Source organism: Pseudomonas sp. CFBP2511 (assembly GCF_030209255.1).
Taxonomy (GTDB): Bacteria; Pseudomonadota; Gammaproteobacteria; order Pseudomonadales; family Pseudomonadaceae; genus Aquipseudomonas; species Aquipseudomonas avellanae.
Map to the genome: position 1 here is coordinate 78868 of NZ_JARVSI010000002.1, position 22375 is coordinate 101242.

The 22375-nt window shown below is 60.5% G+C and carries 15 protein-coding genes; 9 read left to right on the forward strand and 6 right to left on the reverse strand.

Features of this window, described 5'->3' with window-relative positions; translation table 11 throughout:
• Nucleotides 1–14 precede the first annotated feature (14 nt).
• Nucleotides 15–6140 carry a membrane-targeted effector domain-containing toxin gene (locus QRN38_RS01725; RefSeq protein ID WP_057419042.1) on the reverse strand — a complete coding sequence of 2042 codons (6126 nt, stop codon included), beginning with the start codon at nucleotides 6138–6140 and terminating at the stop codon, nucleotides 15–17.
• Between the two features lie 302 nt (nucleotides 6141–6442).
• On the opposite strand from QRN38_RS01725, the gene QRN38_RS01730 reads away from it, so the two are divergent.
• From QRN38_RS01730 to QRN38_RS01760, 7 genes are read left to right on the forward strand one after another with little or no spacing between them, the layout of a single operon-like run.
• Complete coding sequence (locus tag QRN38_RS01730) at nucleotides 6443–8200, forward strand: carbamoyltransferase family protein (RefSeq protein WP_003377131.1); 1758 nt, start codon at nucleotides 6443–6445, stop codon at nucleotides 8198–8200.
• Entirely contained in the window at nucleotides 8184–9314 is a 1131-nt protein-coding gene (locus QRN38_RS01735; protein WP_007244582.1) for a glycosyltransferase, read from the forward strand. Before QRN38_RS01730 ends, QRN38_RS01735 begins: the two co-directional genes overlap by 17 nt.
• Nucleotides 9314–10210 (forward strand): antimicrobial resistance protein Mig-14, encoded by an 897-nt coding sequence (locus QRN38_RS01740; protein WP_057419043.1) that lies wholly within the window; start codon nucleotides 9314–9316, stop codon nucleotides 10208–10210. The genes QRN38_RS01735 and QRN38_RS01740 overlap by 1 nt, the downstream gene beginning before the upstream one ends.
• A complete protein-coding gene (locus QRN38_RS01745) occupies nucleotides 10207–11616 on the forward strand; it encodes a PIG-L deacetylase family protein (RefSeq protein ID WP_005762971.1) in 1410 nt (469 codons plus the stop codon). The genes QRN38_RS01740 and QRN38_RS01745 overlap by 4 nt, the downstream gene beginning before the upstream one ends.
• Nucleotides 11617–11646: 30 nt before the next feature.
• The gene (locus QRN38_RS01750; protein WP_005762972.1) at nucleotides 11647–12603 is read left to right on the forward strand and encodes a glycosyltransferase family protein; all 957 of its coding nucleotides are present in this window, start codon (nucleotides 11647–11649) and stop codon (nucleotides 12601–12603) included.
• Between the two features lie 31 nt (nucleotides 12604–12634).
• Nucleotides 12635–13408 (forward strand): hypothetical protein, encoded by a 774-nt coding sequence (locus QRN38_RS01755; protein ID WP_003377126.1) that lies wholly within the window; start codon nucleotides 12635–12637, stop codon nucleotides 13406–13408.
• Complete coding sequence (locus tag QRN38_RS01760) at nucleotides 13398–14573, forward strand: O-antigen ligase family protein (protein ID WP_007244587.1); 1176 nt, start codon at nucleotides 13398–13400, stop codon at nucleotides 14571–14573. The genes QRN38_RS01755 and QRN38_RS01760 overlap by 11 nt, the downstream gene beginning before the upstream one ends.
• A 41-nt stretch (nucleotides 14574–14614) precedes the next feature.
• On the opposite strand, the gene QRN38_RS01765 is transcribed toward QRN38_RS01760, so the two are convergent.
• Nucleotides 14615–15253, reverse strand: a complete 639-nt coding sequence (locus QRN38_RS01765; RefSeq protein ID WP_005762975.1) for a BUD32 family EKC/KEOPS complex subunit — start codon at nucleotides 15251–15253, stop codon at nucleotides 14615–14617.
• A 312-nt stretch (nucleotides 15254–15565) separates the two neighbouring features.
• Between QRN38_RS01765 and msbA the strand changes: the two genes are divergently transcribed.
• Together msbA and hldE are read left to right on the forward strand one after the other, a co-directional pair.
• The gene (gene msbA / locus QRN38_RS01770; RefSeq protein WP_010213170.1) at nucleotides 15566–17368 is read left to right on the forward strand and encodes a lipid A export permease/ATP-binding protein MsbA; all 1803 of its coding nucleotides are present in this window, start codon (nucleotides 15566–15568) and stop codon (nucleotides 17366–17368) included.
• Nucleotides 17369–17492: 124 nt separating this feature from the next.
• Nucleotides 17493–18917, forward strand: a complete 1425-nt coding sequence (hldE, locus tag QRN38_RS01775) for a bifunctional D-glycero-beta-D-manno-heptose-7-phosphate kinase/D-glycero-beta-D-manno-heptose 1-phosphate adenylyltransferase HldE (RefSeq protein WP_005736892.1) — start codon at nucleotides 17493–17495, stop codon at nucleotides 18915–18917.
• 88 nt (nucleotides 18918–19005) lie between these two features.
• On the opposite strand, the gene QRN38_RS01780 is transcribed toward hldE, so the two are convergent.
• From QRN38_RS01780 to QRN38_RS01795, 4 genes are read right to left on the reverse strand one after another with little or no spacing between them, the layout of a single operon-like run.
• On the reverse strand, nucleotides 19006–19962 hold the full coding sequence (locus tag QRN38_RS01780; RefSeq protein WP_003377120.1) for a hypothetical protein: 957 nt from the start codon (nucleotides 19960–19962) through the stop codon (nucleotides 19006–19008).
• Between the two features lie 36 nt (nucleotides 19963–19998).
• On the reverse strand, nucleotides 19999–20814 hold the full coding sequence (locus tag QRN38_RS01785; protein ID WP_007244590.1) for an aldo/keto reductase: 816 nt from the start codon (nucleotides 20812–20814) through the stop codon (nucleotides 19999–20001).
• Nucleotides 20811–21986: an NAD(P)/FAD-dependent oxidoreductase gene (locus QRN38_RS01790; protein WP_005762978.1), complete on the reverse strand. Its 1176-nt coding sequence runs from the start codon at nucleotides 21984–21986 to the stop codon at nucleotides 20811–20813. The genes QRN38_RS01785 and QRN38_RS01790 overlap by 4 nt, the downstream gene beginning before the upstream one ends.
• A gap of 48 nt (nucleotides 21987–22034) precedes the next feature.
• Nucleotides 22035–22367, reverse strand: a complete 333-nt coding sequence (locus QRN38_RS01795; protein ID WP_005762979.1) for an SMR family transporter — start codon at nucleotides 22365–22367, stop codon at nucleotides 22035–22037.
• Between the last annotated feature and the right edge of the window lie 8 nt (nucleotides 22368–22375).

The following is a 22375-nucleotide window of genomic DNA, read 5'->3' on the forward strand; positions in this document are numbered from 1 at the left end:
GCTGAGGCTGCGCGTCAGCCTACCCGCGTCAGGTTCATCTCCTCCAGCGCCGCTACCAGCGCGTCCATGTCATCAAAGGGTTTGAGGTGGATGCGCGGCCAGCGCACGCGCTCCAGGTACAGCTTGCCCTCGGCATTGACCAGCACCGGCGTGCGGTGAATCCAGGTGTCGCGAGCGCGGTGGACAATGGTCAGCAGATTGCCCTCACTCTCTTCCACCAGAAACAATCCCGGTCTGGCCAGTCGCTGTTCGAGGGTAACAGGCTGGGGTGGCCGAATGGCATCCTTCGCACGCGGTATTTCTATCTCCACTCGATAATCGCCTTTGATGTGTACTTTGGTTCTCGAGATGTCTGCCGAGACCAGCTCCCCCAGGTCGTGCATGACACCCTTCGACTGCCCCGGTGCCACGTCGATAACCCGCAGGCCGATGCCGCCTTCCAGCTCGGCGATACCAGGCACGACGCCTTGATAGACATTGGAATGGCTGTTGCCGACCAGCGCGATCCACTTGTGTGAGCCCATGACGTCCTGATGCCTGCGCAGGGTGCGCGACGCAAAGTAGTTCATCATTTGCTGACGGGTGATTGAACCATCGTTGTCAAGGCCACTAAGGTGGTAGCTGGCTGCGCAGTCGATGGCGCGGACTTCCATGCCGTGCTGCTGCGCCTTGATGACCAGTTGCTCAAAGGTGTAAACCTTGTCCGGGTCGGTGCGATGGCCCCGATCCAGCACTTTCAGGTCGTGAAGCAGGGTTTTGCTCATTTGCCCGGTTTCGAAAAATCGATCCAGATCCGCCTGGTGCAAGTCGGTGAGCAAGTGCTCCATGTACAGCGTTCGTACGTTTTGCTGCGACAGCAACGGCAGGTTGTCGATGATCATTTTCTTGCTGGCGACCGAAAAATGCGACTCGCCGATCACGATGCCATCGGTGTGCTGGTACAGCGTTTCAAACAGCTGCGCCGTGGTCGTCCGAGGGTTGACGGCCGGCATCGTCGGACGAGGCGGCAACTGTACAGCGCTGATCAAGGCCGCATCCTGTTGCAGCTTTTTGCGGTGCAGGGCGAATACGTTGCGAACAGTTTCGTACTGGCTTTCTTCAAAGAAATACTCCATGTCGAGCCCCCTTCTTTCGAAGTTCGCCAGCGTATGAAGCGTTGTTCGAGTGTCCAGTGGCATCTCATAGACAGGGTCGGTCAGGGATTGCTGGATTGCCGTCATCGGGCTGTCTGCGGGCCAGTCCTCAGGCGCGATCCACCGCCAGGCACCGTCCTCGTCACGGATGAATCCGTACTGGCCGGCCCAGCGTTCGCCCCCGGCACCGGCAGATTGGCCCCTCAGTTCTCTGAGCAGCATGTCGTCCAGTTTGGTACCGTGCGGGTGAGGCGCCTGGGGCACAATCAGCGTCGGATCGGAAAACGCAATCGTGAAGTCGCAGCGGGCCTGCGTGCCCTCGCGTGGCAGTTCGCCTGTGCCTTTAGTGATGCGCGTCGGCCGGCCTGCCGGGATGTCGCGGACATGCACACTGACCACGCCCTGCATTTCGGCAATGCCTAATACCCCGTCGTGGGTCGTGGCCAGCTTCTGGTCGAGCAAGGCAACCCAGCGTTTTGTCGGCGCGGATGCGACATCGCTGCTGATGAGCGTATGGCCGAAAAAATTGCTCATTTTTTGTACTGCAGTCGTGTCGTTGGCTGCGCTCAATACCGGATGGTCCAGAAACGGGTAGCTGATCGACGAGCTGAACGGTCGCACCTCGATACCATAGCGATGCGCTGCCTTGATGAGGTGGTAATAGTCGTAGTCGGTGCTGGAATTGTTCAGCGTCCCGCGGTTGAGATCGTGCAGGTAATGCTTGAGTTCGTGCGAGCCTGAACGGCTCTTTTTGCCCAGTTGACGATACCTGGCCAGTTTAGACAGGTGCTTGTCGGTCAGCAGGTGCTCGATATACAAAACCTCGACACGCTGTTCGGCCAGCAGCGGCATGTTGAGTAACAGCAGCCGTTTGCTGGCGACCGACTTCGGTGCTTCACTCAAGACCAGGCCGTTACCCTGCGCGAAGACATGTTCAATCAGGGTGTCGATGGCAACAGGTGGCGTCAGCGGAGGCAATTGCGGCTTTGGCGGCGGAGAAAAACCGGCGAAAAATGTCCGGGCATCCTCATAAAGCTTTTCCCTGCGCGCCACAAAACTCTGACGCAGATCCACGAAATAGCTCTCAAAGTAAGACTCCATGCCAATCCCGGTCGGGTCGTAGGGCTTGTTGCTCAACACGACATCAAGGCCTGCCTGCATGGCGGCCGGCATTTCGTAGTCGCTCGGAATCGAGCCTGTGCTGGAGCCCGGTGTTTCTTCGGGCAGGTGGGCATGGCTGGAGTCACCTACGCCACCGCCACGCAGACGTCGACGGGCGACAAGCTGCCATTGCCCCTGTTCATCTAGGCGCACCGGCTGCTGGCCAAAAAAGGCGAACGGGTTTTCTGGATCGACAATCTGCCAGCCGCGCAGATGTGTGTCGTAATGGACTTGAAAGGTTCTACCGGACAGCTCGACATAGTGCCGGCCGTTGACCACGCACACGCCTTCTGCATGGCCGGCGACGATACGCGGCACGTCATGCAGGGAAAGGTTGACTGCCAGCTCGATCCGCAGGCCCGAGGGTGCACGAGGCGCAAGGTTGGGCGAGGGGAGCAGGGGTTGCCAGGCACCGCCCGCCTGCCGCGCTGCAAACTGGCCGGTTGCCTTGGGTGGCGCTGATGAGCGATTGGGTACCTGGAAAACCGCAGCGTGTCCGTTGGCATTGGGCCTGCTGATCAGAAATACCTGCTCCTGCAGTTCCACCGGGTACAGGTCCTCGTAGTGCGGCAATGACGACTTTCGCTGGAACGAGCGCAGCACCGGGGCTGACTCACGACCGTGCTCAAGGTGATGCAACACGCCGCCAAACCCTTTCAGGCCGACCAGCAGGTCGCTGCCAGCCCCTATTCCATTGAACAGCGCGGACAGCATGTACGCCGTAGCGCGTCCGTGTTCACCTTCGGTCAGGGCCTTGATTGCGCGCCCGCTGTCATGCAACGACAGCAGGCTGCCGACGGCAAAGCTTGCCGGCGGGAAGGGTAGCGTCAGCGCAGTGGCGATGATCTCGACGCTGACCCAGATCAACTGGTTCAACATGTCATTGCGCCCGGTGGTGGTTTCTTCCACGTCACGCAGCCTGCGCTCGAGCGGCCTGTTGAAACAGGTGTCGGCGAAGTCTGAAATGAATGCCTTGGGAATGACCGGAGGCTTGTTGGCCTTGCCCTGCTGCATGTCGCGAAGGAAGAACGACAAGGTGCGTCGCGCCTTGATCCGGCAGCGATCCTTGTAGTAGTCGATCATGCCGTCGCTATCGAGCGAGCGCACAAAGGCGCTGAACAGGCGAAACTCGATACCGTCAGGCGCCTGCGGCGTGTAGAGCAGCGCGGCATGACGAATCTGTGTCGGCAGGATCACCAGGCAGCCCTGCACGGTTTCCACGTGCGTGAGTAGCGGGCTGGGGATGACCAGTTGATCGACGCCGTTCAGCCCCGAGGCGATAAGCGGTTTATCCACATGCACCTGCAAAGGGTAAAGCGGGTACTGCTCCCGTGATGCCGGATCGTTCAGGTGCGCGTTATCCAGCGACTGCTTCAGCCAGGCATATTGCGCTGCCTCGATATGCCCCTTCAGCACGCTGCGCAGTGCTGCGGCCTTCATCTGCAACTGAGTGATCAGCGTACTGATCTGGCGGCGATAGGCATAACCCTCGCTTTCGGGGTTGAGCAGCGTGCTTCGGATCAGGGCAATGTAGTCATCGGCCAGCCACTGGCCGCGCACCGAGCCTGCAACGGCGGCGGGTGACAACGCGCTCAGGTCAATGCCATCCGGGCCGCTGAAGGTTGCCTGTGTGTCGGCGGAGGTGCGAACAGGGTCGATGCTGTCGTTATAACCATTGAGCAGCATGTCTGTGTACGTCAGCGATTCGCGCTCGCTGGTGATTACGATCAGGTCCGGGTCTACGTTTGCGGCGGGTACGTTCAGCAGTTGGGCGATCTGCTGGCTGGCACGCTGATGAACGTAATTCTTGAAGGGCTGAACCTGCGTGTGCGGCTGGGCCTGATAGTGACCGAGTGCGCCGCCAATGGCTTCTTCAAGAGCCTGCAGTTCCCGGCGCTGAGCGCGGGTGGCGCGTAGATACCAATCCGGGGTGTGGCGGGCCTGTTCGGAGAGCATTACGCGCGTTTGTTCGTCGGTGAAGCCGCGCAAGGCCGTCTCACAGTCCGGGTGGTCAATGAACTGCAGAAAATCTTTCTCTGGCTGAGGTTTGAGCGCCAATGCGGCCAGCTTTTGCTCCAGTTCCGGGCGGGCGCTGACTTCCACCTGGTCGAGCAGGTAGGCAGTCATCGCCGGCGATGCGCTCCAGCCGACCACTTCATGGAGCAATTGGGTTTCAGTGTCGAATGCCTTGAAGGGCTGCCCTGGAGCGTCCATCGCGACCATGATCAGTCTTTCGGTTCGGCCCTGGGCGTCCTGCTTACGGAACGCGAGCAGTCTGGCCATCACGTTATGGCCGTTCAGGCGGATTTGCTGCACGCACAGCGCCGGGTCTGACGCGCCCTGTGTCGGGCTTGCCAGTTGGGCAACGATGGCAAAATCCTCAGGCTGAATGTGCCCCTGCATCTTTGCCGCCCAGCCCTGCGCAGTCAGCCGGGTTCTGGCCAGGGCGCGCAGCAGTTGCTGGCTGTGTTCCTGCTGATAGGCCGCCTGTTGAAACTCGCCAAAGACCGCCCGCAGGTCCAGTTCATCGATCAATCCGGCAAGGTACGCCGGGTTCAGGGGGGCGTAAGCGGCGTCCAGCGGTTTGTCATTCAGGGCGATGACGGTCTGCTCAAGGAAGTCCGAGCCTGCGACCTCGTCGTCGGGGTGCAGGCCGTAAAGCGCCAGTTCGACCAGCGAGCGTGTCATCAGGTAGGTTTTATCGGTGGACGGCAGCGTGCGGCGGGTTGCGATGGTCAACGCTCGCGGGTGCAGATCATGGCCCAGGTCATTGGCCAGCCGGGTGCGCAAATGGGCTTCGGCAAATTGCTCTGGAGAGGCTGCGCTGCCCAGCACGCTGAGCATGGCGGCATGCGCGTCGTCGTAGCGTCGCAGGTGATCAGCGTAGGTTTGCAGATCGGCCTCGCTGGCGATTTTCAGCCAGTCCGGCATGTCCCTGTGGTACTGACGTTGCCGATTGGTCAGTTCTCGCAGCTCGAGCATGTAGGCGGGGCCGAGCAGACCGCGCATATCGATGGCTTTCTGAATCAGCCCCCGACGTGCTTCCCGGTCCTCGACATCCGGTCGCTCACACGCATGGCGAATGTCGTTGCGCTGCTTATTCAGCAGGCGATCCAGGGCATGCATGAAAGGGGCGGTGGTGACTGCCTGTAATTGCAGGTCAGCAGCCGTGAACGGCTCCAGGTACAGATCGGCTTCCTGGCTGATCGTGAAGAGTGGGTCTTGATGATCCTGTTCCAGCGTATTCAGAAGAGCATCCTGCAACGTCGGCGTATTGAGCCAGCGCGCCACGGTCGCGAGCATCAGGTCCTGGGTGGCAAAGCCGATGATGCCAAGCCCCGGCAGCATCAGCAGCGTACGCTCCTGTTCCTGGGATATGGCCAGCACCCCGGCCATTTCGACGTGTTCGTCATCATGTAACTGCACGTGCAGCGAAGCGTAAGTGAGCGCCGGGCTTTGCGGCTGCCCGGACGAGTCTGGCAGGCAGGCCAGATAGCCGCTCTCCAGATCACGTTCGTGAATCCTGACACTGGCTTCATCACGCAAGGCCCGCTGCAAGGCAGGCACAAGGCGGTCACGGCGGCTTTCAGCGGTTTCGCCAGGGGCTGTCCAGTAGTCGTCGATCTGTTGCAGCAGGCTGAATATTTCCAGCTCCCGTTCGGAAGCGTCGGATCCGCCAAGCGCAGTCAACAGCGCTTCACTGGGGCCGGGCTGCGTTTCAAGCTCGCTGGCCAGAAGAGTGCGCAGTTCATCAAGCCTTTTCAGGGCGGCCGATGCCGCAGGCCAGGTATCGGCAGGTGTCAGCGGTGTAGGCGTTATAGCCAAAGGGGGCAGTTTTTGTGTCATGACGAGTTTCCCATTGCGCGCTTCGGGCGCTGAGGTTTGAGCGACGACCTGAAGGCCGGCGACGATGGGCCTCAATTAATCAGAAGCAACGGGCGGCAAGTCATAGATAGTTATTGGCGTTGATAAAGCGACCTTTCCTACACCGTCTGGCGGGCACCCCGAGCGACATTTCAGCCCGTCGAGCCAATCCTCGGCCATTACGTTATAATCCCGCCCTTTAGCTGCCCTCAGCCCGCTGTGCGGGGGCACACCTTTTCTCGGGCGCGATGCGCCTGCATGCAGACTAAAGAGGCTAGACCCTAGTGGCATTGACGATCCTTGGCCTGTCCGGCGCCCTTAGCCATGATCCTTCCGCAGCGCTTTACATTGACGGCAAGCTGATAGCAGCGGCCGAAGAAGAGCGCTTCGTTCGTGATAAACACGCAAAGAACCGCATGCCCTACGAGTCTGCGAAGTTCTGTCTGGAACAGGCAGGCATCAAGCCTTCGGACGTCGATGTGGTCGCGATTCCGTTCGCCCCGATCAGCCTGTTTGGCAAGGCGCGCTGGCACTACGCCAAGCGTTACTGGTACGCCCCGGATCGCGCACTCGACGCGCTGCTGATGGGCAACCGCCGTTACAAGCGCTATCGCAACAAGATCGTCTGGTGCCTCGAGCAACTGGGCTTCGACCCGAAAAAAATCAAGATCGAGCCCGTCGAGCACCACCTGGCCCACGCCTCCAGCGCCTACCACTGCTCCGGTTTCACCGAGAAAACCGCGATCATGGGCATCGACGGCAAGGGCGAATACGCCACCACCTTCTTTGGCTACGGCGAAAACGGCAAGATCCACAAGATCAAGGAATTCTTCGATCCGGATTCGCTGGGCGGCCTGTACGGCGCGATCACCGAATTCCTCGGTTTCGAGATGCTCGATGGCGAATTCAAGGTCATGGGCATGGCGCCTTATGGCGATGCCAGCAAGTATGACTTTTCGCGTCTGGCCACCTTCGAGAATGGTGAACTGATCATCAACACCGAACTGGCCAACGTCATCGGCCTGCGTCGCTACAAAGAGAACGGCAAGGGTTTCTACTTCTCGCCCAAGCTGATCGAATGGCTGGGCCCGAAACGTGTGGGCGATGTGGCCGACGAGCCTTACATCCATTACGCCGCCAGCATGCAGGCGCTGTTCGAAAAACTCGCCTTGCAGATGATGGACCATTATCTGGGTGACATCCTCAAGGAAACCGGCAAGATCGCCTTCGCCGGGGGCTGTGCGCTGAACGTCAAGCTCAATCAGCGCATCATCGCCCGTCCGGAAGTCAAGGAACTGTTCGTCCAGCCTGCGTCAGGTGATGCCGGCACGGCAGTCGGCGCCGCAGCTTATGTGTCGCACGCCCGTGGCGTGCCGGTCGAGAAGATGGAACACGTCTACCTCGGCCCTTCGTACAGCAACGAAGACGTGATTGCTGCCTGTGCCCGCCACCCGAGCAAGCCGGTCTGGCGCCAGATCGACAACACGCCGCAGCGCATCGCTGAAATCATGGTCAAGGGCAACCCGGTTGCCTGGTTCCAGGGCCGCATGGAGTTTGGTCCGCGCGCGCTGGGCGGTCGTTCGATCATCGGTTGCCCGAGCGTGGCCGGCGTGGCCGACCGCATCAACCATCAAATCAAGTTCCGCGAGCGCTGGAGGCCTTTCTGCCCGTCGATGCTCGACACCGTTGCGCCGCAGATGATCAAGATAGATCACCCGGCACCGTTCATGACCTTCACCTTTGAAGTCGCCGAAGAGTGGAAAACCCGCGTGCCGGAGGTCGTCCACGAAGACGGCACATCCCGTGCCCAGGTACTCAAGCGCGAATACAACCCGCGCTACTACGACATGATGAAAGCGCTGGAAGAACTGACCGGTAACGGCGTTTCGCTGAACACCTCGCTGAACCGCCGTGGCGAGCCGATGATCTGCTCGCCGACCGATGCCCTGAACATGTTTTTTGGCTCGGACCTCGAGTACTTGATCATGGAAGACATCCTGGTGGTCAAAGAGGGCGTCGAGGCTTATGACACGCTCGGCTGATCGTCACGTGCTGCAGTTCTGCCACGGCTATGACGGGCCGTTTCTTGACTGCGCGCGGCAATACGCCAGCCTGTTTGTCGGCAAGGGCTATCGGGTGACGACGGTGTTTCTGACCGGCGCCGCCGACCCCGATGTGGTCGCCGACTGCGGTTCGGACGAAGTGCTGTTCATGGAGTACAGCTCCAGTGCCATTCGCGGCCTGAAGCTGGGCGCTATCCGGGACCTGCGCAAAATCGCCGCCACGCGCAGTTTCAGCTTCTGCATCGCCCACCGTTTCAAACCGGTGTACATCGCCCTGCTGGCGACCAGCCTGCCGGTGATCGGCGTGCACCATGCGTTCGGCGACTACAAACGCCGTACGCGCAAACTGTTTGCCACGCTGTTTCGCAAGCGCCTGAGTCTGCTCGGCGTGTCCGATGCGGTGCGCGATGACATGCGCAGCAGCCTGCCCAAGTGGCCGGCCGAGCGCATTCAGACCCTGTACAACCGCATTGATGTCGAGCAACTGCAGGGCAGTCAGTTTTCCGCTGAAGATGCCCGCACAGAGCTTGGCCTGTCGCCGTCGGCGTGGATTGTCGGCAACGTCGGTCGTCTGCATCCCGACAAGGATCAGGCCACGCTGTTACGCGGTTTTGCCGAGGCGTTGCCCAGCCTTCCCGAGAACAGCCAGTTGGTGCTTCTCGGCAAGGGTCGCCTGGATGAAACCCTCAAGTCGCTCGCGCTGGAACTGGGCATAGGCCCGCATGTGCTGTTTCTCGGGCAGGTGCCTGACGCCCGCCGTTACTTCAAGGCGTTCGACGTGTTCGCCTTGAGCTCGGATCACGAGCCGTTCGGCATGGTGCTGCTGGAAGCGATGGTGGCCGGTGTGCCGCTGGTTGCGACCTCGTGCGGCGGCGCGAAGGAAGTGGTGGAAGATGTCGGCCTGCTGTTCCCGCTGGGCGATGCCCACAGCCTGGCGCATGGGCTGGTGCACATGGCCGGGCTTGACGTCGAGCAGCGTCAGGACTGCGCCGAGCGCATGCTGCTGCGCCTGCGCGAGCGTTTTTCCGATCATGCGGTACGCGATGTCTTCTGGCGCTTGCCGCAAGTCTCCAGCCTGACGGCGGGGGCCTGATGCTCAATCGATTCAAAAGCTGGCGCGAGCGTGGCTGGGTGCCGATCGACGCGGCGGCTTACGAACTGGCCTGGCAGCGCTTGGGTGGCAGTGTGGCCACTCACCCGCTGGTGGTTGCACGTTTGTCGGAGTTTTCCGGCATCCCGGTGCGCTATCTGGCCTGGGAGCATGGCGGTGAAGTCAAGGCGGCGATCGCCACCTGGGGGCGCTCGCTGGCGCTGTCCAAGGACGAACTCAAGCGTCACGGCAAGAAAGGCCTGTTCGATCTGGGTAATGCCGAGCTGATTCTACCGGTGGCCGAAGGGGTGCAGGTGCCGGTTCGCCATCGGGCTCGTTACGTGTCGGCGCTCAACGAAGGCCGGATCAGCACGCTCAAGTCGCAGACCGAATCACTGGCAATGGCGCGCACGCCTGAAGAGCTGTCGAAAAAGTTTCGTTACAACCAGCGCCGCGAACTTCGCTTGCTGGAAGAGGCGGGCGGTACAGTGCGGCCGGTCAGCGAGTTCAGCAACGCCGAACTGGCGAGCATGTATTGCGACCTGTTTCAGCGCCGCTGGGGCTTTGAAGCCACCGGTGCCCGGCACAAGGCCCAGGTCATCGAGTTGCTGCGCGACCTGTTGATCGGCTCGGTGGTGTTTCTCAACGACGCACCCATCGCCATTCAACTGGTGTACCGCGTCGAAGCGCCGCAGTGGGTCAGCATCGAGTACGTCAACGGTGGCGTCGACCCCGAAACCCGGGATTTCAGTCCGGGCAGCGTGCTGAGCTTCGTCAACACCCAGTCCGCCTGGGAAGACGCCAGGGCGCTGGGCAAGGCACTGCGGTTTTCCTTTGGTCGTGCCGACCGCGAGTACAAGGACCGTTGGTGCAACCCCGTTCCGGTATTCCAGCTTTGAGCCGCAAGCAACAGTTACTCAAGCGCCATCGCCGCAACAAGCGGCTGGCGTTGTTGGCGGGGCTGTTTGTGTTGATTGCGCTTGGCGTGTGGGTGGCCTGGTGGCTGGCGCCAGTTGTGGCGATTGGCGTATGGGTCGCTCACGAAGCTTGGCTTGCCGATCACCTGTTCTATTCGCCCTCCGACGACTATCAGTACACCTTTCCCGCCGACAGCGAGGTGCCAGGCGTGCGTCTCGACGGTGACACACTGTTGCTGGATACGCCGCTGCAACTGGCCGGTGACGAGACGCTGATCCTGGCGCTGACCATCAAAAGCACGTGGCTGGGGCGTTTTCTCGACCCGTTCGTCGAGCTGCACGGGCTGGACCTGCATGACCGCCAGGCTTTCGAGCGTGGCGTTTCTGGCGTGCGTTACCTGAACCTGACCGGGCTAGGCGAGCCGCTGGGCGCCGGTGCGCTGCAATTGCGCGGGCGTTTCTGTCGCCTGTCAGCTACGCCGCGCCTCTGGCTGTTCCGTCAGGCGGATGCGCGCCAGCAGCGCGTGATGGTCATCGCGCCGCATGCCGACGATGCCGAACTGGCCGCGTTCGGGCTGTACAGCCAGGCGAAGGAAGCATGGATTGTCACGCTGACCGCCGGTGAAATCGAAGCCGAGCATTATCAACAGATGGGCATGCAGCGCGCCGAGGCTGCGCGCATGAAGGGTCGTCTGCGCGCCTGGGACAGCATTGCCGTCGCGCGCTGGGGCGGTGTGCCGGAGTCGCAGTGCGTGCAATTGGGCTATTTCTGCCTGCAACTGCCCGCCATGCAGGCTGCGCCGGACACGCCGGTCAGCTCGCGCGAGGCGGATCTGAGCGATACCCGGTTGTTTCGGCAGTTCAACACCTTGGCATTGCCCGGCGATGACGGTCAGCCGACCTGGAACAACCTGCTGGCCGACCTGCGTACGTTGATCCTCAAGGCCAGGCCGCAGGTTATTGTCATGCCGCACCCGGCCATCGACCCGCATCCTGACCACATTTGCGCCCAGGCGGCGGTGCGTGAAGCGCTGGCCGGGCTTGAGTGGCAGCCAGAGGTGATACTCGGTTACGCCAACCACCTGCACGACAATGACCGCTGGCCGATGGGCGACGCCTACACGGGCATCAGCCTGCCGCCGGTATTCGATGCCCAGTTGCCGCTGGTGCCCTACAGCCTGCAATTGTCGGTGGCGACCCAAAGAGACAAGGCGATGGCGCTGGGCATGATGCATGACCTGCAGCCGCCCATGCCGTTCAAGCGCCGAGTGCGCCGCACCTTGCAGAGCATGCTGGCCGGTCGCCGCTGGCCGGCCGAGGGTGAAAACGAATTCTTCCGCAAGGCGGTGCGACGGCACGAGTTGTTCTGGTGCAGCCGTGATATCTGATTCAGCAGGCGCAGTACTGCAAGGAAAACCATGAAAGTTCTACTTCTGGTCCAGAAAGAGCAGCGGGCCATTCTCGACCGTCTTTATGAAGGCATCGCCGCGTATTGTGAGTGCGAGGTGCGTTGGCTGAGCTCCGATGAGCAGCGCAACCTGCGTGGCTATTTCCGCCGTGAAGTGGATGTCGAGCGTTATGACCGGATCGTGTTTTTTCTGCGCTTCAAGCAGGAAGTCCGTCAGGTCGGGTTCATCCGCACGATTCCCAATCTGGTCATCCTTGAACACGATGCCTACCAGAACTACATCCCCTGCAAGTACACCGGCAAGTTCAGCGCGCACTATCGCAAGCTGCCCTGGGCGCGGGTGATCTGTTCGGGCTTCATGGTCAGCGAACGCCTGCGCGAAGAAGGCTTTGATGCGGTGTTCGTGCCCAAAGGCTATGACCAGAGCCTGTTGCAGTTGCAAACCCGCGAGCGCGATATCGAACTGGCCTTTGTGGGCAGCACCAACAGTGTGGCCTACAGCGGCCGCAAGGCATTGCTCGATGAGCTGGGCCAGGTCGAGAACCTGCTCGTCACGCGCACCAAATCCGGGGAAGAGTATTGCGACACCCTCAACCGCATCCGCTTTTTCGTCAGTGCCGATGTCGGTATGGGCGAATACATGATCAAGAATTTCGAGGCCATGGCTTGTGGTTGCGTGCTGCTGGCCTTTGATCAGGGCGCCGAAGAAAATCGCGCGCTGGGTTTTGTGGACATGCACAACATCGTGCTTTACCGCGACATTCCACAGCTTCGCGAAAAGCTGGCGCAGTTGCGCGAGAACACCCTGCTGGCCGGCGAAATATCCCGTAATGGGCAGACTTTGGTCGAGGAACGCTTTACATTCCACGCACTTGGGAAAGCCATCGTGGACGCCATGCAAGCGCCGCTGCGCAGTATGCCCGCGATCAGTTGGGTCGACCGCCTGCGGTCACGCTTGGGCTGGTAATGGCTTATGAATATTCAATGATTGGGAATGAATGATGGTATTCAGCGAAAACAGCGACATCACGCTGGTGGTCACCAGTTGTGGTCGATTCGACTTGTTGAAGCGCACCCTGGAAACGTTCGACCGTTTCAACACTGCGCCCATACGCCACGTGCTGATTACCGAAGACTCGGGCGATGCTCAGGTCGAGACCTGCATTCCCGAGCACTGGCGCGCGCACACGCGTTTCATCATCAACAACCCCAAACTGGGGCAGATGCGTTCTGTCGATGCGGCGTATTCACTGATCGAGACGTCCTGGGTTTTCCATTGCGAAGATGACTGGGATTTCTACCGTCCGCACTTCATCGAAGAATCGATGACCCTGCTGGAGCACGACCCGCAGGCGTTGCAGGTCTGGTTGCGCAGTTACAATCATGATCTGTGTGTGCATAGCCCCTATGTCTATCTCAACGAGCGGGAAGTGGTTGAGGGCATCGCGTTTTACAAGCTGGGTTCGCACAAGCCGGAGTGGCAGGGTTTTTCGTTCAATCCGGGGCTGCGTCGTCTGGCGGATTACCAGCAGCATGCGCCTTATGCAGGGCATGGCGGGGAGAAGAAACTTTCACAATTATTCGCCGCGCAAAACCGTTACGCTCTGATTCTGGAAAATGATGCCGTCTTGCATACCGGTTTCGGTGAGCATGTGGTGGTGCCGCAGGAGCGGCTGGATAAACAGCGCCGCAAGCGTCGGGATCGCCTCAAGCTGATCGTCGCTGTGCTCGTTGCCTTTGTAGCAGGCTGGTTGCTCAATAATGTCAGTTGACCGAATTACACTCCCCGGCAGCAAAATACAGACGTATTTCACCGCAGTGCTTATCGTCTTTCTGTTGAGTTTTATCCTCAACTCGTCGGCCAAGATCACCAACAACCTGTTTTATGCGCTCATCGCTTTGCCGGGCTTGTTCTTTCTGATCAAGTACCGCGGCGCTGGCGTGTTTGCCAGGCCGCTGAGCATTGCCTGGGTGGTGTTCATGGCGTGCTTTCTGGTCCCGGCGCTGCAGGTGCAGGAGTTCCAGTATTACAAGCACATTGTCTACGTCAGCCTGTTTGTTTTTGCCGTATCAGGGCTGACGGACAACGGGTTCTTCCGGCGCGGGCTGTTTGTGCGGGGGATGTTCTGGGTCATCGGTCTGTACATCCTGCTCAGCAGCATTCATAGCTGGGTGACCGGGCAGTTTGTGTTCGGTCAGCGTGTGGCGATTCTGCCCGGCCGTATGGAAAACGTGATTTATGCCAGCGGCTGGCTGGTCTGCAGCCTTGCGCTGGCATTGCCGCTGTGGGCAAAGGAGCGACGCTGGGTCGAGGCTGTGTGTGCGGTGTTGTTCACGCTGCTGATCACCGCCTTCGTCGTTCAGACCCGCACCGCATTGGTGGGCATGGCCTTTCTGTTCCTTGCCTGCACGGCGTATTCGCTTTACCGCTTTCCGTTGCGCACCGTTGTGGGCTTGCTGGTATTGGGCGTGGTTGCGGCGGCAGGCTTCTGGATCGTGAAGGATGAGCAGTGGGTTGCCCTGCTGATGGTCAGGGGCGATTCCTACCGCATCGAGCTGTTTGAAATCATGACCGGCGAGTGGCACCGCTGCGGCTGGATTCTGGGCTGCGGTGTCGATTTCTACACCACCAAGACCCTGACTGGCGGCGTACCGATCCAGCACCCGCACAACATCTTCGTCTCGTTGGGGCTGTACACCGGCGCGGCTTCGCTGGTGATGTTTCTGGTTGTAATGGCCATGACGCTGTGGAACGCCTTGCGCAACGCTGACGCGTGGGGCCTTTATCTGGCATGTGCGCTGCTGATGCTCAATTTCGACGGTGGTCAGTTGGTGGGTAACCCGGATGAGCTCTGGGTGCTGGTCCTGTTACCGGCAACCATGGTGCTGGGGCGCGTGGTGCAGACGCATCGGCTGAGGCGACCAACAGAGGTTTGATCGCTGACAAGAATGGCCGCCTTTAACACGCGGCCATTTTTTCAGTTCATTGCCTGAGTCAGTTCAGTGCTGTCGCAAAGGCTCTGAGCGCTCATGTAGCCCTCCAGAAACGCCGGGTTGCCGTTATCCAGCAGCCACTGACGGTCCTCCTGATAACGCAGCATGTGCTTGAAGTTGCGCAAGCGCAGGCTTTTGCGCAGCGCGCGGCGGAAGGTTTTCATGTCGGCGATGTCGATCAGGCCGAGGTTGCCTTCCGGGGTGAGAATCACATTGCCCAAGTGCGCTGAACGGAAATAGATGCCTTTTTCGTGCAGTTCGGCGATAAAACGCCCCAACTGCCAGCGCAAGCTGTCATCGCTGAGCGCGCTGCCCAGCAACTGGCGCAGGGTGTAGCCGGCCAGCGGGTCATAATGCACGGCATCGCGTTCGATCTCGGCGATGCGGCAGACGGTGAGCACGCGCGGGCACGGGATGGCGCGCTGGGCCAGCGTTACACAGTTGTCTGCAAAGCGTTGGGCATACGGATACCAGGCTGCCGAGCTGACAAGACGTTTGCGCCGAAACAGTTTCAACATCGAACCGTCACGCAGACGTAGTACTTTGTCGCCCGTGCCGTCGGCTTCAAGCACTTCGGCACCTTGAACCAGGTCAAGGTAATGGGCGTGGTCAAGCGCTTGCATCGATACTCCGGTTTTTACGCCCCAGGGGCCACTGGTCGTCATACACAAGCCTGCTGTTGATTCTGGCCAAGGGCCGTGGGAGCGAAGGGGCCCGTGCATTCAATAGAATGTGCGGCTTGAAACAACGTCTTCGCGAGCAAGCGAAGCGTCGCCCGGCTCATTCCCACGCCCTTCGGGCAGAAGCCGGATTTGCAGGCTTCAGGCAGCGATCAGAAACCCCAGGGAATGGACGGGCTGCCTATGTTACCGCAGCAGGCAGCCGCGAAAACCGCTGTGATACAATTCGGCCTCTTTTTAATACGACGGACTCTCATGACAACTCCCGAATCGTCCGCAACTTCCAGCGTGAAAATCTATTTCCGCCTGTTGTCTTATGTGCGTCCGTATGTGGGCATTTTTCTGCTCAGCATCCTTGGCTTCGTGATCTTTGCCTCGACTCAGCCGATGCTCGCCGGCATCCTCAAATACTTTGTCGATGGCCTGAGCAACCCTGAAGCGGTGCTGTTCCCCAACGTGCCTTATCTGCGCGAACTGCAACTGTTGCAGGCGGTGCCGCTGCTGATCGTGCTGATCGCCGCATGGCAGGGGCTTGGTTCGTTCCTGGGCAACTACTTTCTGGCCAAGGTTTCCCTGGGGCTGGTGCACGACCTGCGCGTTGAGCTGTTCAACAAGTTGCTGGTATTGCCCAATCGTTATTTCGACACGACCAATTCCGGCCATCTGATTTCGCGCATCACCTTCAACGTCACCATGGTGACCGGCGCTGCCACCGATGCCATCAAGGTGGTGATTCGCGAAGGCCTGACGGTGGTGTTCCTGTTCATCTATCTGCTGATGATGAACTGGAAACTGACCCTGGTCATGCTCGCCATCCTGCCGCTGATTGCCGTGATGGTGAGCAGCGCGAGCAAGAAATTTCGCAAGCAGAGCAAAAAGATTCAAGTGGCGATGGGCGATGTCACCCACGTTGCGTCGGAAACCATTCAGGGCTATCGCGTGGTGCGCAGCTTTGGTGGCGAAGCTTACGAGCAGAACCGTTTCGCCGAAGCCAGTGACAGCAACACCCGCAAGCAACTGCGCATGACCAAGACCGGCGCTATCTACACGCCGATGCTGCAACTGGTCATCTACAGCGCCATGGCCGTGCTGATGTTTCTGGTGCTGTTCCTGCGCGGCGACGCGACGGCGGGCGATCTGGTGGCTTACATCACCGCTGCCGGTCTGTTGCCCAAGCCAATTCGCCAGCTGTCGGAAGTCAGCTCGACCATCCAGAAAGGCGTGGCCGGTGCCGAAAGCATCTTCGAGCAACTGGACGTGGAGGAAGAGGTCGACACCGGTACGATCGAGCTTGATCGCGTCAGCGGCCATCTTGAGGTGAAGAACCTCAGCTTCTTCTACCCGCAGACCGAGCGTCAGGTGTTGAACGACATCAGTTTCTCGGCAGCGCCCGGGCAGATGATCGCGCTGGTGGGGCGTTCCGGAAGCGGCAAATCGACTCTGGCCAACCTGATACCGCGTTTTTACGGGCACGAGATGGGCAACATCCTGCTCGATGGCGTCGAAATCAACGATTACCGTTTGCGCAATTTGCGCAAGCACATCGCCCAGGTCAATCAGAACGTCACGCTGTTCAATGACTCCATTGCCAACAACATTGCCTATGGCGATCTGGCCGGTGCGCCGCGTGCCGACATCGAAGCGGCCGCCGCCGACGCTTACGCCAAGGAGTTCATCGACCAGTTGCCGCAAGGGTTCGACACTCAGGTCGGCGAAAACGGTGTGCTGCTGTCAGGTGGCCAGCGACAACGCCTGGCCATCGCTCGCGCGTTGCTCAAGAACGCGCCGCTGCTGATTCTCGATGAAGCCACGTCGGCGCTGGACACCGAGTCCGAGCGGCATATCCAGGCCGCACTGGATCACGTCATGAAGGGCCGTACCACACTGGTCATCGCCCACCGCCTTTCGACCATCGAAAAGGCCGACATGATTCTGGTCATGGATGCCGGGAAGATCGTCGAGCGCGGTACCCATACAGAGTTGCTGGCGCAGAACGGTTACTACGCCCGCCTGCACGCCATGGGGCTGGACGAGCCAGCGCCTGCCGGCGCGGTTTGACCTCATTATCAGGCGGGCTGACGCAGCCCGCCTGCCTTTCAGCGGTGTGATTCAACAGCCTGCCGGTTGCAAACCCCTGTGCTAAGATTCCGCCCCTGTCCATTTTTCACGTACGGGTTGTTCCATGAAGCTATCCATGCCGCGCTTTGATCAGGCCCCTGTCCTGGTGGTTGGCGATGTCATGCTCGACAGATACTGGCATGGTGGTACCTCGCGTATTTCCCCCGAAGCGCCGGTGCCTGTGGTCAAGGTCGATCAGATCGAAGACCGTCCGGGCGGTGCCGCCAACGTTGCCTTGAACATCGCAGCCCTGGGCGCTCCGGCGTCGCTGGTCGGTGTGACCGGCGACGACGAGGCTGCAGAAAGCCTGACCAACAGCCTGAAAGCTGCGGGTGTTGTGGCGCGCTTTCAGCGTATTGCCGATCAGCCGACTATCGTCAAACTGCGTGTCATGAGTCGCCATCAGCAATTGCTGCGTATCGACTTCGAAGAACCGTTCAACACGGATCCGCTGGCCCTGAGCGCAGAGGTTTACAGCCTGCTGGACGGCATCAAGGTGCTGGTCCTGTCCGATTACGGCAAAGGTGCGTTGAAAAACCATCAGGCATTGATTCAGGCAGCCCGCAAACGCGGTATTCCGGTGCTGGCTGATCCCAAGGGCAAGGACTTCGCGATTTATCGCGGGGCCAGCCTGATCACGCCGAACCTCAGCGAATTCGAAGCCATCGTCGGCCATTGTGAAGACGAAGCACAACTGGTCACCAAGGGTGCGCAGTTGATGCAGGAACTTGATCTGGGCGCCTTGCTGGTGACCCGTGGCGAGCACGGCATGACCCTGCTGCGTCCTGACCAGCAGGCCCTGCACCTGCCAGCTCGCGCTCGTGAAGTGTTCGACGTCACTGGCGCTGGCGACACGGTCATTTCTACCCTGGCGGCGGCCATAGCGGCGGGCGAGGAACTGCCGCATGCGGTGGCGCTGGCCAATCTGGCGGCAGGCATTGTGGTCGGCAAACTCGGTACAGCGGCCATCAGCGCACCGGAACTGCGTCGCGCCATCCAGCGTGAAGAAGGCTCCGAGCGCGGCGTGCTGGGCCTGGAGCAATTGCTGCTGGCGGTCGATGACGCGCGTGCGCACAAGGAAAAAATCGTTTTCACCAATGGCTGCTTCGACATCCTCCACGCAGGCCATGTGACCTACCTGGAGCAGGCGCGCGCGCAAGGTGATCGTCTGATCGTAGCGGTCAACGATGACGCCTCCGTCAGCCGTCTCAAAGGCCCGGGCCGCCCGATCAACAGCGTTGACCGGCGCATGGCCGTACTGGCCGGGCTGGGCGCGGTGGACTGGGTCATCAGCTTCCCTGAAGGCACCCCGGAAAACCTCCTGACCCACGTCAAACCCGACGTACTGGTCAAAGGCGGTGATTACGGAATCGATCAGGTGGTCGGTGCCGACATCGTCCAGGCCTATGGCGGAGAAGTGCGGGTGTTGGGGCTGGTGGAAAACAGCTCGACCACCGCGATCGTCGAAAAGATTCGAGGGCAGGGTTAGCTGCAAGCTACAAGCTACAAGCTACAAGCTACAAGCTTGAGGCAGAAGCAGATCAAACGCTTGAAGCTTGAAGCTTGAAGCTTGTCGCTTACAGCTTGCCACTAATGGCGTGCAGCAGCTCCCGCGCCTTGCCGGTCAGGCGTTTGAGTCCGGTCTTTTTCGCCGGTGGGGTCATGCCCTGCTGGCGCAGCCAGTCCTTCCAGCGAATCCGCTCTTCACGTACCACCCAGCCATCCTGTGCGGCAAAGCTTTCTGCCAGGTACAACCCGCGAGTGCCTGCCGGGGTCAGTTTGTCGCGCTTGAGTGTGTAGAGCTCGGGCAGTGGCGATCCGTTTTCCAGCGGCATCAGGTACAGGTCGGGCTTGCTGCGGTTGAGGCGGGCGACCAGTTGATCGTTTTCCAGTGCCTCATCAACGTGAAACAAACTGATCGGCCGCGCCTCCTTGGGGATTTCCAGGCGCATGTCGTAAATCAGCTGCAATGAAGCCGTCGGCAAATGCACGTAAGCCCGAGGTCGCTCGATCAGTGTCAGGTTGCCGCTGCGCACTGGCCGCGCAGCGCCGGACAGCGGGCTTAGCCGAAAAGGCATGGCTTCACGATAATGCAGCGCGGCGGCATAGGGCGCTGGCAGCCAGGTTTCCTTGAACAGCCCGCTTAACCAGCCCTGAGGCGTCTCGATCAGGCACTCTTCGGCTACTTCCTGAATTGCCGTGTGCAGGGGCAGGGTCAATTCGTGCGCCGGAACGTAACCCGAAATCAGCTTGAGCACCACGTCGCCACGGTCCTGACGACGCTGGCGAACCAGCACCCAGTAATCGCGATTCTGCCAACTGACGGTCAGGCGCACCGACACGCCCAGATTGGCCAGTTCAGTGGCAAAGCGCTCGGTATCCGGTACGTCGATCTTGCGCCGCCGCTGCAGGGTCTGGGAGAAGTTCATCGGCATGCCGACGCTCTGGTAACTCAGGCTTTCCGGAGTGGCTTCGACGAACAGCGGCAGGGTCTTGAAGTTGCTGGGGTTCTTCCGGATCAGTGTTCGCGGCATTACGGCTCCTTCTTGCGTTGGGGTCGGCCGCCTCAATCAGGCTTGACGGCAAATCACGGCAGCGGCAGTGGCGACGTTATGGGCCAGGTGCAATGGGTTGATGGTGCCGACAATAGCACTGGCAACCCCAGGATGTTCAAACAGAAGCTGGAAGCTGGCCTGCACCGGGTCGATCCCCGGCGTCAGGCAGGCATGCCCGCTGGCCAGCGCTTTCTTGACCAGAATGCCTTTGCCGTGCTCGGCAGCGTAGTCCACGACAGGTTTTTCACCCTGTTCGTCGAGGTTGTAGGTGACCATCGCGCAGTCCCCGTCGCGCAAGGCCAGCAGGCCACCCTCGACGGTTTTACCGGAGAAGCCGAAGCCGCGAATCTTGCCTTCGCGCTTGAGCTCTGCGAGCGTCTGGTAGACCTCTGTGTCGTTGAGAATGGCCAGATCGTTGCCGTCAGAATGCACCAGCACCAGATCGAGAAAGTCAGTTTCAAGACGTTTCAGGCTGCGCTCCACCGACCTGCGCGTGTGCGCCGCGCTGAAGTCGTGGCTCGACTGACCGTTGTCGAATTCTTCGCCCACTTTGCTGACAATCACCCACTCCTGGCGCTGGCCGCGCAGCAACGGGCCGAGGCGTTCTTCGCTGGTGCCGTAAGCCGGCGCGGTGTCGATCAGGTTGATGCCCATGTCACGCGCCATGCGCAGTAGCATCTGTGCCTGCTGGTCGTCTGGAATCTTGAAGCCGTTGGGGTATTTGACACCTACGTCGCGGCCAAGCTTGACGGTGCCCAGGCCCAGCGGCGAGACGCTCAGGCCGGTGCTGCCGAACGGGCGATGCAGGTCATGCAGGGTTTTCAGGCTCATGGCAGCAGTTCATCCCAGACAGGTATGGCCAACGGTGGCCGCGGCACATCCACCAACGGGGCTTGCGGTGTCGGATGGATGCCGTCTTTCGACAGGTGCGACAGCACCCGGTCGGCGAAGTCCGGTGCCAGCGCCAGTTTGGTCGGCCAGCCCACCATCAGGCGATGCTGGCTGTCGAGAAAGGCGTTGTCCGGGCGCACCAGACCCGATTGAGCCGGTTCGGCGCGGTCCACGCGCAGGGTCGCCCACTGCGCCTGACTCAGGTCGACCCACGGCAGCAAAGCTTCAAGTTCCTTGCGGGCGACGGCTATTTGCGCGTCCGGTTCACGCGCAACGCCATCGGCCTCGGCCAGATCACCGCCCAGATACCACACGCACTGGCCATCGGCTGCAGGGTGGGTCGTCACTGTAATGCGCGGCTTGGGCCCGCCGCCCAGGCAATGGGCGAACAGCGGCTTGAGCGTCGGCCCCTTGACCAGCACCATGTGCAGCGGGCGGCGCTGCATTTGTGGCTGTGACACGCCCAGCGCGTTCAGCAGATCAGCAGTGCCGCCGCCGGCACTGAGCACGATGCGCTGGGCATGAATATCGCGACCGTCGACGCGCAGGCCGATCAGTTCATCGGCCTCGTACAGCGGTTCGATCTTTTGCCCGGCCAGCAAGCTGTCTTCGGCCAGCTCTGCGAGGCGTTTGATCAGGCTCGGCACATCGACCACCAGTTCAGCGAGTCGATAGACCTTGCCTTTGAATTTCGGGTTTTGCAGGGCCGGCGGCAGTTGCTCGCCTTTGACCTGATCCACGCGGCCACGTACCGCCTTGCTGGCGAAAAAGCTGGTCAGGTTGCCGGCGATAGTGCCAGGCGACCACAGGTAATGAGCCTCGGACAGCAGGCGCACGCCCGACAGGTCCAGCTCGCCCTTGCCGTCGAGCGCCTCACGCCAGCGGCGCGGCATGTCGGCGATGGCTTCGGAGGCACCGGACAGCGCGCCGTGCAATGCGTACTTGGCGCCGCCGTGAATAATCCCCTGCGACTTGAGGCTCTGCCCGCCACCCAGGCTGGCGCTTTCTACCAGCACTGTCGAGAACCCTTGACGACGCAACCGGGCATTGAGCCAGAGACCGGCGACGCCAGCCCCGACAATCAGCACGTCAGTGGAAATAACCGATGGCATGAGCACCTCAGTGAGCAAAAAGTACGAGCATTATAAGGGATCAGGTTTTCAATGCCCGGCGGTTTTCGAGAACAGCTGAATGACCGCGACCCCGGCGACAATCATCCCCATGCCGAGCAGTGCGGGCAGGTCGAGTTTCTGGCCGTAAATAAAGTACGCCGCGACGCTGACCATGACGATGCCCATGCCTGACCAGATGGCGTACGTGATACCGACCGGGATCGTGCGCATCACCAGAATCAGCATCCAGAACGCAATGGCGTAGCCGGTGATCAGCAATATCAGAGGCAGGGGCGTGCTCAATCCCTTGACGGCCTTCATGGACGTGGTGGCGATGACTTCCGCGCAAACGGCGATGGCCAACAGGTAATAAGCGTTCATGGTGCATT